Origin of the sequence: Macromonas nakdongensis, from assembly GCF_002837145.1 — a bacterium.
Classification (GTDB): Bacteria; Pseudomonadota; Gammaproteobacteria; order Burkholderiales; family Burkholderiaceae_C; genus Macromonas_B; species Macromonas_B nakdongensis.
Genome location: NZ_NWMV01000019.1, coordinates 42082 through 56242, shown reverse-complemented (window position 1 = coordinate 56242; position 14161 = coordinate 42082). Strand labels below are relative to the sequence as shown.

Annotated in this window: 12 protein-coding genes; 4 read left to right on the top strand and 8 right to left on the bottom strand. The window is 66.2% G+C overall.

The window, feature by feature from the left end:
• Window positions 1-25: 25 nt before the first annotated feature.
• Window positions 26-799 (top strand): peptidylprolyl isomerase, encoded by a 774-nt coding sequence (locus tag CON77_RS03525; protein WP_101047760.1) that lies wholly within the window; start codon window positions 26-28, stop codon window positions 797-799.
• A 7-nt stretch (window positions 800-806) separates the two neighbouring features.
• On the opposite strand, the gene clpB is transcribed toward CON77_RS03525, so the two are convergent.
• The 7 genes from clpB to CON77_RS03490 all read right to left on the bottom strand — a co-directional run bounded on the left by clpB (window position 807) and on the right by CON77_RS03490 (window position 9675).
• On the bottom strand, window positions 807-3404 hold the full coding sequence (clpB, locus tag CON77_RS03520; RefSeq protein WP_101047759.1) for an ATP-dependent chaperone ClpB: 2598 nt from the start codon (window positions 3402-3404) through the stop codon (window positions 807-809).
• A gap of 188 nt (window positions 3405-3592) precedes the next feature.
• Window positions 3593-4069, bottom strand: a complete 477-nt coding sequence (moaE, locus tag CON77_RS03515; protein ID WP_101047758.1) for a molybdopterin synthase catalytic subunit MoaE — start codon at window positions 4067-4069, stop codon at window positions 3593-3595.
• A 13-nt stretch (window positions 4070-4082) separates the two neighbouring features.
• On the bottom strand, window positions 4083-4334 hold the full coding sequence (gene moaD / locus CON77_RS03510) for a molybdopterin converting factor subunit 1 (RefSeq protein ID WP_101047757.1): 252 nt from the start codon (window positions 4332-4334) through the stop codon (window positions 4083-4085).
• Between the two features lie 7 nt (window positions 4335-4341).
• Window positions 4342-5619, bottom strand: coding sequence for a molybdopterin molybdotransferase MoeA (locus tag CON77_RS03505; RefSeq protein WP_101047756.1), 1278 nt, complete (start codon window positions 5617-5619; stop codon window positions 4342-4344).
• A 35-nt stretch (window positions 5620-5654) separates the two neighbouring features.
• On the bottom strand, window positions 5655-7085 hold the full coding sequence (gene thrC / locus CON77_RS03500) for a threonine synthase (protein ID WP_101047755.1): 1431 nt from the start codon (window positions 7083-7085) through the stop codon (window positions 5655-5657).
• Complete coding sequence (locus tag CON77_RS03495; RefSeq protein WP_101047754.1) at window positions 7085-8395, bottom strand: homoserine dehydrogenase; 1311 nt, start codon at window positions 8393-8395, stop codon at window positions 7085-7087. The genes thrC and CON77_RS03495 overlap by 1 nt, the downstream gene beginning before the upstream one ends.
• 47 nt (window positions 8396-8442) lie before the next feature.
• Window positions 8443-9675: a pyridoxal phosphate-dependent aminotransferase gene (locus tag CON77_RS03490; protein WP_101047753.1), complete on the bottom strand. Its 1233-nt coding sequence runs from the start codon at window positions 9673-9675 to the stop codon at window positions 8443-8445.
• Window positions 9676-9729: 54 nt separating this feature from the next.
• On the opposite strand from CON77_RS03490, the gene CON77_RS03485 reads away from it, so the two are divergent.
• From CON77_RS03485 to CON77_RS03475, 3 genes are all read left to right on the top strand, one after another.
• Window positions 9730-10113, top strand: coding sequence for an Mth938-like domain-containing protein (locus CON77_RS03485; RefSeq protein WP_101047752.1), 384 nt, complete (start codon window positions 9730-9732; stop codon window positions 10111-10113).
• A 130-nt stretch (window positions 10114-10243) separates the two neighbouring features.
• Entirely contained in the window at window positions 10244-10720 is a 477-nt protein-coding gene (locus tag CON77_RS03480; protein WP_101047751.1) for a peroxiredoxin, read from the top strand.
• A gap of 156 nt (window positions 10721-10876) precedes the next feature.
• On the top strand, window positions 10877-12604 hold the full coding sequence (locus CON77_RS03475; protein ID WP_101047750.1) for a PhoH family protein: 1728 nt from the start codon (window positions 10877-10879) through the stop codon (window positions 12602-12604).
• A gap of 75 nt (window positions 12605-12679) precedes the next feature.
• Here CON77_RS03475 and dnaB read toward each other — a convergent pair whose 3' ends face one another.
• Window positions 12680-14098: a replicative DNA helicase gene (gene dnaB, locus CON77_RS03470; protein WP_101047749.1), complete on the bottom strand. Its 1419-nt coding sequence runs from the start codon at window positions 14096-14098 to the stop codon at window positions 12680-12682.
• Window positions 14099-14161: the final 63 nt, after the last annotated feature.

Sequence of the window (14161 nt, the reverse complement as noted above, 5' to 3'; positions counted from 1 at the left end):
CTTCTCCCCACCCCCTGCCTTCCCCATGAAACACGCCCTGACCGCGGTCGCCCTGGCCGCCACCTTCGCCCTGCCCGTGTCGGCACAGAACCTGGCCATCGTCAACGGCAAGCCCGTGCCGTCGGCGCGGGTCGAGGCACTGGCCCAGCAACTGGAACGCGCCGGCCGCCCAGTCAACGCCGAAGTCAAGGCCCAGTTGAAGGAAGAAGTGATCGCCCGCGAAGTCTTCGTGCAGGAAGCCGAACGCCGCGGCCTCAAGGCCTCGGCCGACTACCGCACCCAGCTGGAGCTGGCCGCCCAGACCATCCTGATCCGCGAACTGTTCGCCGACTTCCAGCGCAAGAACGTGGTGTCCGACGCCGACATCAAGGCCGAATACGACAAGTTCACCGCGGCCAATGGCGGCCAGGAATTCCGCACCCGCCACATCCTGGTGGAAACCGAAGCCGAGGCCAAGGACATCATCGCCAACATCAAGAAGGGCGGCAAGTTCGAAGATCTGGCCAAGAAGCTGTCCAAAGACCCGGGATCCGGCGCCAACGGCGGCGACCTGGACTGGGCCACCGCCAGCACCTTCGTGCCCGAGTTCTCGGGCGCCATGGTCAAGCTGGGCAAAGGCCAGATGACCGAAGCCCCGGTCAAGAGCCAGTTCGGCTGGCACATCATCCGCGTGGACGACGTGCGCCAGGCCGCCCTGCCCCCGCTGGAGGAACTCAAGCCCCAGATCGTGCAGCAGCTGCAGCAGCAAAAACTGGTGGAATTCCAGGAAGGCCTGCGCACCAAGGCCAAGGTGCAATAAGCCCCACTCAGTGCACCACCCGCCCGAACTGGAAGGTCCCGGGCGCGGTGATCGGATCCACGTCCACCGGGATCTCGCTCTTGGGCGGGAACTTGCCTTCCAGAATCGCCTTGGACAGTGGGTTTTCGATCCGTTGCTGAATGGCGCGCTTGAGCGGCCGGGCACCGAACACCGGGTCGAAGCCCACCTTGGCCAGTTCCGCCAGCGCGGCGTCGCTGACCTGCAGGTTCAGCTCCATCTTGGCCAGGCGCTCGGTCAGCACCTTCAGCTGGATGCGGGCAATGTTGGCGATGTGCTCGGCGTTCAGGCCGTGGAACACCACGGTTTCGTCGATGCGGTTGAGGAATTCCGGGCGGAAATGGTTTTTCAGCTCGCCCCACACCGCGTCCTTGATGTCCTCGGCGTCCTGCCCCACCATGGCTTGAATCAGGTGTGAGCCGATGTTGCTGGTCATCACGACCACCGCGTTCTTGAAGTCCACGGTGCGGCCCTGGCCATCGGTCAGGCGGCCGTCGTCCAGCACCTGCAGCAGCACGTTGAACACGTCGGGGTGGGCTTTTTCCACCTCGTCCAGCAGGATCACGCTGTAGGGCTTGCGGCGCACGGCTTCGGTCAGGTAGCCGCCTTCGTCGTAGCCCACATAGCCCGGAGGCGCCCCGATCAGGCGGCTCACCGAGTGCTTCTCCATGAACTCGCTCATGTCGATGCGAATCAGGTGCTCCTCGCTGTCGAACAAAAAGCCCGCCAGCGCCTTGCACAGCTCGGTCTTGCCCACGCCGGTCGGGCCCAGGAACAGGAAGCTGCCCAAGGGGCGGTTCGGGTCGCTCAGGCCCGCGCGCGAACGGCGGATGGCGTTGGCCACCGCGATGATGGCCTCGTCCTGCCCCACCACGCGCTCGTGCAGCTTGTCTTCCATGGCCAGCAGCTTGTCGCGCTCGCCCTGCATCAGCTTGCTCACCGGAATGCCGGTGGCCCGCGCCACCACCTCGGCAATTTCTTCCGCGCCCACCTGCGTGCGCAACAGCTTGTTGGCCTTGCCGTCGCCGGCGGCCTCCTTGGCCTGGGCTTCTTTCAGGCGCTTTTCCAGCTCGGGCAGCTTGCCATACTGCAGCTCGGCCACCTTGTTGAAATCCCCCTTGCGGGTCAGGTCCTCGATCTCCTGCTTGACGCCTTCAATCTGCTCGCGCACCTCGCCCGAGGTCTGCACGCTGGCCTTTTCGGCCTTCCAGATCTCTTCCAGATCGGCGTATTCGCGCTGCAGCTTGACCAGTTCTTCCTCGATCAGCGCCAGGCGCTTTTGCGAGGCCTCGTCCTTCTCGCGCTTGACCGCCTCGGTTTCGATCTGGAGCTGGATCATGCGGCGCTCCAGCTTGTCCATCACCTCGGGCTTGGAGTCCTGCTCGATGCGGATTTTGGCGGCCGACTCGTCGATCAGGTCGATCGCCTTGTCGGGCAGGAAGCGGTCGGTGATGTAGCGGTGGCTCAGCTCCGCCGCGGCGACGATGGCCGGGTCGGTGATGTCCACGTTGTGGTGCTTTTCGTAACGCTCCTTCAAACCCCGCAGGATGGCGATGGTCGCCTCCACGGTCGGCTCGTCCACCAGCACCTTCTGGAAGCGGCGCTCCAGCGCGGCGTCTTTTTCGATGTATTTGCGGTACTCGTCCAGCGTGGTGGCGCCAATGCAGTGCAGCTCGCCCCGGGCCAGCGCGGGCTTGAGCATATTGCCCGCGTCGATGGCGCCTTCGGCCTTGCCGGCACCCACCATGGTGTGGATTTCGTCGATGAACAGGATGATGCGGCCCTCGTCTTGTGCCACCTCTTTCAGCACGGCTTTCAGCCGTTCTTCGAACTCGCCGCGGAACTTGGCGCCGGCCAGCAGGCCGGCCATGTCCAGCACCAGCACGCGCTTGTCCTTCAGCGTGTCGGGCACCTCGCCGTTGACGATGCGCTGCGCCAACCCTTCCACGATGGCGGTCTTGCCCACACCGGGCTCGCCGATCAGCACCGGGTTGTTCTTGCTGCGGCGCTGCAGCACCTGGATGGCACGGCGGATTTCGTCGTCGCGGCCGATCACCGGGTCCAGCTTGCCTTGCGCGGCGCGCTCGGTCAGGTCCAGGGTGTACTTTTTCAGCGCTTCGCGCTGGCCTTCGGCTTCGGGGTTGTCCACTTTCTGTCCTCCGCGCACGGCGTCGATGGCTTCGCTCAGGTTCTTGCGGTTCAGGCCGGCCTTGCGGGCGCCGTCGGCCAGGGCGGTTTTGCTGTCGGCCAGGGCCAGCAGGAACAGTTCGCTGGCCACGAACTGGTCGCCGCGCTTGATGGCCTCTTTCTCGGCCGTCTGCAGCAGCGTCACCGTGTCGCGGCCCACCTGCACCTGCTCCTGGCCTTGCACCTGCGGGCATTTCTGCACCGCGGCGTCGGCGGCTTGGCCCAGCGCGGCCACATTCACGCCGGCGCGCTGCAGCAGCGCCTTGGGGCCGTCCTGCTGGCGCAGCATGGCCAGCAGGACGTGCGCCGGTTCGATGTAGGCGTGGTCGTTCCCCAGCGCCAGGGTCTGGGCTTCGCCCAGGGCTTCCTGGAACTTGGTGGTCAGTTTGTCGATGCGCATGCAGACACTCCAATGTGTTTTCCAACTGGGGCACACATGAAGGCCCGCCTGGCCATTTCAAGGGCCCCACGCATCGTCGGCCCAGACCGGGACCTTTGGCTTTGATCTGGCGCAAAGAATCGGCACCGGCGGTCAGGCACCGCGGGCACAGGGACGGGCGGGCTCAGCGGCGCACCGTTCCACCGCGATCAGGCGTTGCTGGCCTGTATGCCCCACTTGGCCAGCGCCGCGTCGTCGCTCACGCGGGCGTCCACCCAGCGGGCGCCCTCGGGCGTCTGCTCCTTCTTCCAGAACGGGGCCTGGGTTTTCAGGTAGTCCATCAGGAATTCGCAGGCCTGGAAGCTGTCGCCGCGGTGGGCCGAGGTGACGGCCACCAGCACGATCTGGTCCAGCGGTTGCAGCAGGCCGACGCGGTGGACGACGCGGGCGCCGAAGATGTCGAAGCGGCGCTGCGCCTCGTCGATCATGGCCTCGATGGCCTTTTCGGTCATGCCCGGGTAGTGCTCCAGTTCCATGGTGGAGACGCTTTGGCCGTCGTTCCTGTCGCGCACGGTGCCGACGAAAGTGCAGACGGCGCCCACGCGCGCGTCCTGGCGGCGCAGGGCGGCGACCTCAGCACCGAGGTCGAAATCGCCGGTCTGGATGCTGACGCGGGGGGTGTTCATGGGGCGCTCCGGCTCAACCACCGGTCACGGGCGGAAAAAACGCCACTTCGGCGCCGGCCGGCAGCGGCGCCGTTTCGTCCACCATGGCCTGGTTCACCGAGGCGCGCACCGCCTTGCCCCGGGCCAGGGCGTCGGCCCAGGGGCCGCCGCGGGCGATCAGCTCGTCACGCAAGGCGGCCACGGTCGTGGCCGAGGTGTCCAGCGCCAGGGACGGGGTGCCCACCGCTTCGCGGATGGCGGCGAAAAATCGGACGTGGATGGTCATGGTCGGCTCAAGACAGCAGCGCATCGAAAGGCAGGAACTGGACCACGTCACCATGCGCGATGGCGCGGCCCGGCGGGTTGTCCACCAGCCCATCCCCCCACGCCACCGAGGTCAATACCCCGGAGCTCTGGTTCGGGAACAGGTCCAGCCCGCCGGCGGCGTTGCGGCGCACGCGCAAGAATTCTCGGCGCTTGTCGCCTTTGGGCAGGTCGAAATGCGCCACCAGGGCCTGCGCAGGCGGCAAACCCTGGGCCGCCGCACCGACCACGCCCTGCAGGCGCAGCAAAAAGGGCCGCACCAGCAGCAAAAAGGTGACAAAGCTGGACACCGGGTTGCCCGGCAGGCCGATGAAATGGCAGCGGCCATCGGCGGCTGCGCGACCCACCCAGCCGTGGGCAAAGGGCTTGCCCGGCTTCATGCCGATCTGCCACAGGTCCAGCCCGCCCAGTTGCTGCACGGCGGGTTTGATGTGGTCTTCCTCGCCCACCGAGACACCGCCGCTGCTCAGGATCAGGTCGTGCGCCTCAGCCGCCGAGCGCAGCGCGGCCAGGGTGGCGTCGCGCTGGTCGGGCACGATGCCCAGGTCGCTCACCTCGCAGCCCAGCCGCTGCAGCAGGGCGCGCAGGAAAAAGCGGTTGGAGTTGTAAATGGCGCTGGGCTTCATTTGCGCCGGCGGCACGTCGCCGGGCATGACCAGCTCGTCGCCGGTGGACAACAACGCCACGCGCACACGGGGCGCCACCGGCAGCTGGGCAAAGCCCATGCTGGCGGCCAGCCCCAGTTCGGCCGGGCCCAGGCGGGTGCCACGGGCCAGCACCACCGCGCCGCGGCGCACGTCTTCGCCCTGGCGGCGTATCCACTGGCCCGGCTCGGGCCGCACCTGGAAACGCACCAGCGGCAGGCCACCGGCCTCGCCCGCGGGTTCGGCCTCTTCCTGCATGACCACGGCGTCGGCACCGGCCGGCAGCGGTGCGCCGGTGAAGATGCGGGCCACCGTCCCCGCTTGCAAAGCCGCACCGAAATGGCCGGCGGGAATGCGCTGCGACACGGGCAAGGCCCCGCCGGCAGCGGCCTGCAAGTCGGCCACGCGCACGGCGTAGCCGTCCATGGAGGAGTTGTCGTGCCCCGGCACGTCCAACGCGGACACCAGGTCCTCGGCCAGCACACGGCCATCGGCGTCGAAGGTGGGCACCGACTCGACACCTGCGACCGGACCCGCCGCGGCCAGCAAGGCGGCCATGGCGTCTTCCAGCACCATCAGGCCGGGGCGTTGGGGCGGCTGCATCGGGGATGGCGTGCTCATGCGGCGGCGTCCCGGGCTCAGGCTGGGCAGTGCTGGGCGATGTAGGCCTTCACCACCGCGGCGTCGGCCGGCATCACCTGCACGCGCTTGGGCAGGGCTTCGATGCCTTCGAACTTGGCCGGCCGCTCGGGCTCGCGCCCCAGGGCTTCCACGATGGTGGCAGCGAACTTGATCGGCAGCGCGGTTTCCAGCACCACCATGGGCACGTTCGGGGTCAGGTGTTCGCGCGCCACCTTCACGCCGTCGGCGGTGTGGGTGTCGATCATCTGGCCGAAGCGTTGCCAGGTGTCCTGGATGGTGGCGAGGCGGTCGGTGTGGGTGCTCTTGCCGCTGACGAAGCCGTAGCGGCTGGCGGCCTGGGCGAAGTGCGGGTTGGCGCTCAGGTCGAAGCGGCCCTCGCGGTTCAAAGCCTCACCGAACAGCGCCTGGGTCTGGGCGGCGTCGCGGCCCAGCAGGTCGAACACGAAGCGCTCGAAGTTGCTGGCCTTGGAGATGTCCATCGACGGGCTGGAGGTCTCGAAGGTGTCGGCGCTGCCGCGCACACGGTACACGCCGGTGCGGAAGAACTCGTCGAGCACGTCGTTCTCGTTGGTGGCCACCACCAGCTGGTGGATGGGCAGCCCCATCATGCGCGCCACGTGGCCGGCGCACACATTGCCGAAGTTGCCCGACGGCACCGTGAAGCTGACCCTCTGGCTGTTCGACTGCGTGGCCTGGATGTAGCCGGCAAAGTAGTACACCACCTGGGCCAGCAAGCGCGCCCAGTTGATGGAGTTGACGGTGCCGATCTTGTACTTGCGCTTGAATTCCAGGTCGTTGGACACCGCCTTGACGATGTCCTGGCAGTCGTCGAACACGCCTTCGATGGCGATGTTGTGGATGTTGTCGTCCAGCAGGCTGAACATCTGCGCCTGCTGGAAGGGGCTCATGCGACCGTGCGGGCTGGTCATGAACACCCGCACACCCTGCTTGCCGCGCATGGCGTACTCGGCCGCGCTGCCGGTGTCGCCACTGGTGGCGCCCAGGATGTTGAGTTCTTCGCCACGGCGACCCAGTTCGTACTCAAACAGGTGGCCCAGCAACTGCATGGCCATGTCCTTGAAGGCCAGCGTGGGGCCGTTGGACAGGGCCTCGATCCAGATGGCGTTTTCCAGGTGGCGCAGCGGCACGATTTCGCCGGTGCCGTAGACCTCGGCGGTGTAGGTCTTGGCGCACAAGGCGCGCAGGTCGGCGGCCGGGATGTCGTCGATGTAGAGCGACAAAATCTCGAACGCCAGCTCGGCGTAACCTTGCTGGTGGTACACCTTGCGCCAACGGCTCAGGGTGGCGTCGTCCACCTGCGGATAACGCTCGGGCAGGTACAGGCCGCCGTCGGGCGCCAGGCCCTCCAGCAGGATTTCACAGAAACGCTTGCGGTCCGGGTGCCCGCGGGTGGACAGGTACAGCATTACGCCAGTTCCTCCTTGCGGATGCGGGTGATGGGCGCCAGCACGGTGGGCAGCGCCTGCATCTGGGCGATGGCGGCGTCCATGCTGCCTTCGCGGGTGCCGTGGGTCAGGATGATCACGTCGGTCTGGTTCTCGCCCTCGGCGGCTTCGCGCTGCAGCACCGCGTCGATGCTGATGCCGGCCTGGCCCAGGATGCCAGTCACCGTGGCCAGCACGCCAGCCTGATCGGCCACGCGCAGGCGCAGGTAGTAGCTCGTCACCACCTCGCTCATCGGCAGCACCGGCAGGTCGCTCAGGGCGCCCGGCTGGAAGGCCAGGTGCGGCACACGGTTCTGCGGGTCGGCGGTGTGCAGGCGGGTGATGTCCACCAGGTCGGCGATCACCGCGCTGGCGGTGGGCTCGCTGCCAGCGCCCTTGCCGTAGTACAGCGTGGTGCCCACGGCGTCGCCCTGCACCATCACGGCGTTCATGGCGCCTTCGACGTTGGCGATCAGGCGCTTGGCCGGCACCAGGGTCGGGTGCACGCGCAGTTCGATGCCCTTGGCGGCGCGCTTGGCAATGCCCAGCAGCTTGATGCGGTAGCCCAGTTGCTCGGCGTACTTGATGTCGGCCGCGCCCAACTGGGTGATGCCTTCCACATAGGCCTTGTCGAACTGCACCGGGATGCCGTAGGCGATGGCGCTCATCAGCGTGGCTTTGTGTGCGGCGTCCACGCCTTCGATGTCAAAGGTCGGGTCGGCTTCGGCGTAGCCCAGGCGTTGAGCCTCTTTCAGCACCACGTCAAAGTCCAGGCCCTTGTCGCGCATTTCGGACAGGATGAAGTTGGTGGTGCCATTGATGATGCCGGCCACCCACTGGATCTGGTTGGCGGTCAGGCCTTCGCGCAGCGCCTTGATGATGGGGATGCCCCCGGCCACGGCGGCTTCGAACGCCACCATCACGCCCTTGGCCTGCGCCGCGGCGAAAATTTCGGTGCCGTGCACGGCCAGCAGCGCCTTGTTGGCGGTGACCACGTGCTTGCCGGCGGCGATCGCCTCCAGCACCAGCGCCTTGGCGATGCCGTAGCCACCGATCAGCTCGATCACGATGTCGATATCGGGGTTGGCGATCACGGCACGCGCGTCGTTCACCACCTGCACGCCCGCGCCCACCACCGCTTGGGCACGCGCCACGTCCAGGTCGGCGACCATGGTGATTTCAATGCCACGGCCGGCGCGGCGGGTGATTTCTTCCTGGTTGCGCTTGAGCACGTTGAAGGTGCCGCTGCCCACGGTGCCAATGCCCAGCAGGCCCACTTGAATCGGTTTCATATCGGTCGGTTCTCGGTCAAAAAACGGGTAACGGTGGGGCCAGCGGCTCAGGTGCCGTGGCGCTTGCGGTAGTGCCCCAGGAAGCGGGCGATGCGGCCCACGGCATCGGCCAGGTCGTCCTCGTGCGGCAGGAACACCAGGCGGAAGTGGTCCGGCGTCGGGTAGTTGAAGCCCGTGCCCTGCACGATCAACACCTTTTCCTCGGCCAGCAACTCGTAGGCGAACTGCTGGTCGTCGGCGATGGGGTACATCTGCGGGTCAAGGCGCGGGAACATGTAGAGCGCGGCCTTGGGCTTGACGCAGGTCACGCCCGGGATGTCGGTCAGCAGCTTGTGCGCCAGATCGCGCTGGCGGCACAGCCGGCCTCCGGGCGCGACCAAGTCGTTGATGCTCTGGTAGCCACCCAGCGCGGTCTGGATGGCCAGTTGCCCCGGCGTGTTGGCGCACAGGCGCATCGAAGCCAGCATGTTCAGGCCCTCGATGTAGTCCTTGGCGCGGCGCTTGTCGCCCGACACGATCATCCAGCCGGCGCGGTAGCCGCAACTGCGGTAATTCTTGGAGAGACCGTTGAAGGTGACGAACAGCACGTCCTCGGCCAGCGAGGCGATGGAGGTGTGCGTGTGGCCGTCGTACAGCACCTTGTCGTAGATTTCGTCTGCGAACACGATCAGGTCGTGCTTGCGTGCCAGGTCCACGATCGCGCGCAACACCTCGTCCGGGTACAGGGCACCGGTCGGGTTGTTGGGGTTGATGATGACGATGCCCTTGGTGTGGGACGTGATCTTGCGCTCGATGTCGGCAATGTCCGGCGTCCAGCCGGCACCTTCGTCACACATGTAGTGCACCGGTGTGCCACCGGACAGCGACACCGACGCCGTCCACAGCGGGTAGTCGGGCGCCGGCACCAGGATTTCGTCGCCCGCGTTCAGCAGGGCGTTCATGCTCATGGTGATCAGCTCGCTGGCGCCGTTGCCGAGGTACACGTCGTCCACCGTCACGCCGGCGATGCGTTTTTCCTGGGTGTAGTGCACCACCGACTTGCGCGGCGCGAACAGGCCCTTGCTGTCGGTGTAACCGGCCGCGTTCGGCAGGTTGCGGATCATGTCCTGCAAGATCTCGTCCGGCGGCTCCAGCCCGAACACCGCCAGGTTGCCGATGTTGAGCTTGATGATCTTGTGGCCTTCTTCCTCCATCGCTCGCGCCTTGTCCAACACGGGCCCCCGGATGTCGTAACAGACATTGGCCAGCTTGGCGGATTTTTGAATGGAGGGGGCTAACATGGCAGCTCTGAGGTGAAACCTATAATTTCACCACACTTTTCCCGGACCCCGACGATGAAGCTCCAACCCGACCGCATGGACACCCTGTCCATCACCGCCCACGGCCCCGGCTGGGTGGCGGTCAACGGCCAGCGGCACGAACGCAGCGTGGTGGTCAGCTCGCAGGGTCGGCTCAGCGACTGGGTCTGCGCCAGCGCCGCCGAACTCACCGCCGAACACTTCGCCCGACTGGCCGAAGACGGCCCCGAACTCGTCATCTACGGCAGCGGTGCCCGGCTGCGCTTTCCCGCCCCCGCCCTGCTGCGCCCCCTGATTGAAAAAGGCATCGGTGTGGAAACCATGGACACCATGGCCGCGGCCCGCACCTACAACATCCTGGCCGGCGAAGGCCGGCGCGTTGTGGTCGCCCTTCTGGTCGAGCCGGCGACAGCTGGATAGCCTTGCTTCAAGCTTGCGGGTAAAATAGCAGTTTCCGCCTGGCAACCCGGGGCGATTGACACAGCATCGCCCCAGCGGGCGCTCCCACGAGCGCCCACGTTGCCCACCAACCACGCAGGGGATCCGCTTCATGGCCGTTGTTGTCAACAAACCCATTCCTGAATTCGAAGCCAACGCCACCGGCGGTGTGAAGGTCACCAACCAATCGCACCAGGGTCAAACCGTTATTCTGTATTTTTACCCCAAGGACAACACGCCCGGTTGCACCACCGAGGCCATGCAGTTCCGCGACAAGTACAAGGACTTTGAAAAAGCCGGCGCCCAGGTGTTCGGCGTGTCGCGCGACAACATGAATTCGCACAACGACTTCAAGGCCAAGCTCGAACTGCCCTTCGAGCTGATCGCCGACACCGAAGAAAAGATGTGCCACATGTTCGGCGTGGTCAAGAACAAGATCATGTACGGCAAGAAGGTCAAGGGCATCGAGCGCAGCACCTTCCTGATCGGCCCCGACGGCATCCTGTTGCAGGAATGGCGCGGACTCAAGGTGCCCGGCCACGTCGAAGAGGTGCTCAAGGCCGTGAAAATGCTGAAAAAAGCCGCCTGACCGCCAGGTCCGGAACCCCGCGGAGGGTGGTGCATAATGAACTCATGCTTTTGAGTTTTCAACCGCAACACCCCCGCACAATCCAAGCAGCCGCCCGGTGACCCCTGGCGGCTTTTTGTTTTCTGGTCCCTGCCCACGCGACACCCGCTCACGCACATGCCCCCCCTGCCTCCCGCTCCCAACCGCAAAGCCGCCCGCGTCCAGCCCAGCGCCCTGAGCGACGCCGCCCAGACCGCCGTCATCAGCACACCTGCGGCCGTATCGCCCCCTGTGGCCGAGGCCCCACCCGCCCCCCCAGCCACACGCCGGCCGGCGAAAACGGTCAAGGCCCCCAGCGCCGGCAGCGCCAAGACCGTGGCGATGCCGGTCGTGGCCAGTGCAGCACCGACCGTGCCCACCGCGGTGACCGCACCGGCCGTTGCCCGGATACCGCCCACGCCCCGCCCCAAAGCCGCGGCCAAGCCCAAGCGCAAAACGGCCCCGGTCGCCAGCGGGCCCAAGCGCCTGTTCGTGCTCGACACCAACGTGCTGATGCACGACCCGATCAGCCTGTTCCGTTTCGAGGAACACGACATCTACCTGCCGATGATCGTGTTGGAAGAACTGGACAGCAACAAGAAGGGCATGAGCGAAGTGGCCCGCAACGCGCGCCAGGCCAGCCGCTCGCTGGACAGCCTGGCCGCGCACAACGGCGGCGACATGACCCAGGGCCTGCCCCTGGCCGCCCTGGGCAACAAGGACGCCAGCGGCCTGCTCTTCTTCCAGACCGAACCGCTGAGCAACACCCTGCCCACCGGCCTGCCGCAAGGCAAGGCCGACAACCAAATCCTGGGTGTGGTGCAGGCCCTGACCGACAAACACCCCGGCCGCGAGGTGGTGCTGGTGTCCAAGGACATCAACATGCGCATCAAGGCCCGCGCCCTGGGCCTGGCCGCCGAGGACTACCAGAACGACAAGGCGCTGGACGACGACGAACTGCTCTACACCGGCGCCCTGCCCCTGCCGCCCGACTTCTGGACGCGCCAAAGCAAGACCATCGAAAGCTGGCAACAGGGCGGCCACACCTTCTACCGCATCGGCGGGCCGATCGCCGAGCAGATGGTGATCAACCAGTTTGTCTACTTTGAGGCACCGGGCGAGCCGCCGCTGTACGCGCGCGTGACCGAGGTGCGCGGCAAGACCGCCGTGCTCAAGACCCTGAAGGACTACACCCACCTGAAAAACGCGGTGTGGGGCGTGACCAGCCGCAACCGCGAGCAGAACTTTGCGCTCAACCTGCTGCTCGACCCCGAGGTCGACTTCGTCACCCTGGCCGGCACCGCCGGCACCGGCAAAACCCTGATGGCCTTGGCCGCCGGTCTGACCCAGGTGCTGGACGAGCGCCGCTACACCGAGATCATCATGACCCGCGCCACCGTGAGCGTGGGCGAGGACATCGGCTTTCTGCCCGGCACCGAGGAAGAAAAAATGGGCCCCTGGATGGGCGCGCTCGACGACAACCTGGAGTTCCTGGCCAAGGGCGACGGCGGCAACGCCGGCGAATGGGGGCGCGCGGCCACCAACGAACTGGTGCGCAGCCGCATCAAGGTCAAGAGCATGAACTTCATGCGCGGGCGCACCTTCATGAACAAGTACGTCATCATCGACGAGGCGCAGAACCTGACGCCCAAGCAGATGAAGACGCTGATCACCCGCGCCGGCCCCGGCACCAAGATCATTTGCATGGGCAACCTGGCGCAGATCGACACGCCCTACCTGACCGAAGGCTCCAGCGGCCTGACCTACGCGGTGGACCGCTTCAAGGGCTGGCCGCACGGCGGGCACATCACCCTGGCGCGCGGCGAACGCTCGCGCCTGGCGGACTTTGCCAGCGACGTGCTCTGAGCGCGCCCGTTGTCACAACAAAAATCCCGGGCACGAAGCCCGGGATTTTTTTTCTGCATCCGGCCGGGCTGGTGATCAGAAATCGTCCGAGTAACCGGCCAGGCTCTCGAAACGCGTGAGCATGTTGAGGAAGGCCAGCTTGACGGTGCCCGTGGGGCCGTTGCGCTGCTTGCCGATGATGATCTCGGCCACGCCGGGCTCCTTGCAGGCGTCCTTGGTGTAGTACTCGTCGCGGTAGATGAACATGATAATGTCCGCGTCCTGCTCGATGGCGCCGGATTCGCGCAGGTCCGACATCATGGGGCGTTTGTCGGTGCGCTGCTCCACGGAACGGTTGAGCTGCGACAAGGCGATCACCGGGCACTGCAGCTCCTTGGCCAGCATCTTCAGGCCCCGGGAAATTTCGCCCAGTTCGGTGGCGCGGTTTTCGCCGTCGCTGTTGCTGCCGCTCATCAGCTGCAGGTAGTCCACCACGATCAGGCCCAGCTTGCCGCACTGGCGCGCCAGGCGGCGGGCGTTGGCACGCAGCTCACTGGGCGTGAGGCCCGGCGTTTCGTCGATGTGCAACGACACGGTGCGCAGCCGTTCGATGGCTTCGGTCAGGCGCGGCCATTCGTCGTCGCTCAGCTTGCCGGTGCGCAGGTGGCCCTGGTTGATGCGGCCGATGGAGCCAACGATACGCACCGCCAGCTGGGCGGCGCCCATTTCCATGGAGAACACCGCCACCGGCAGGCCCTCGTTCAGGGCAACGTGTTCGGCGATGTTGATGGCGAACGCGGTCTTGCCCATGGAGGGGCGCGCGGCCAGCACGACCAGGTCGCCGCCCTGCAAGCCGGCGGTCATGCGGTCCAGGTCGATGAAACCGGTGGGCACGCCGGTGATGTCGTTCGGGTTGTCGGCCATCTCCTGCACCCGGTCGAGCAGGTCCACCACCAGGGAGTCCATGGACTGGAAGCCCTGCTTCATGCGGCTGCCCTCTTCGCCGATGTTGAAGATCTTCTGCTCGGCTTCGTCGAGGATGTTGGCCACCGCCTTGCCCTTGGGGTTGAAGGCGTTGGTGGCGATTTCGTCGCTCACAGTGATAAGCTTGCGCAGGATGGCGCGCTCGCGCACGATCTCGGCGTAGCGGCGGATGTTGGCCGCACTCGGCACATACTGCGCCAGGGTGTTGAGGTAGCTCAAGCCACCGACCTCGTCGGCCTTGCCCTGGCTGCTGAGGTGCTCAAACACCGTGATCACATCGGCCGGCTTGTTGGCGTTGATCAGCGCGGCGATGGCGCCGTAAATGAGCTGGTGTTCGGCGCGGTAGCAGTCCGAATCCTTGACCAGGTCGGCCACGCGGTCCCAGGCCGCGTTGTCGAGAAGCAGGCCACCGAGCACGCTGGATTCGGCCTCGATGGAGTGCGGGGGCACGCGCAACTGGGCGATCTGGCGGTCTTCGCTGTAGGACACGCTGTGCGCGTCCAGTTCATCCGGGGGGAAAATGGCTGACATGGGTATCCTCTTGCCGGACGATCTTACAGGCTGAGCAGCGGCCAGAACCGGCGGGGTGATGGC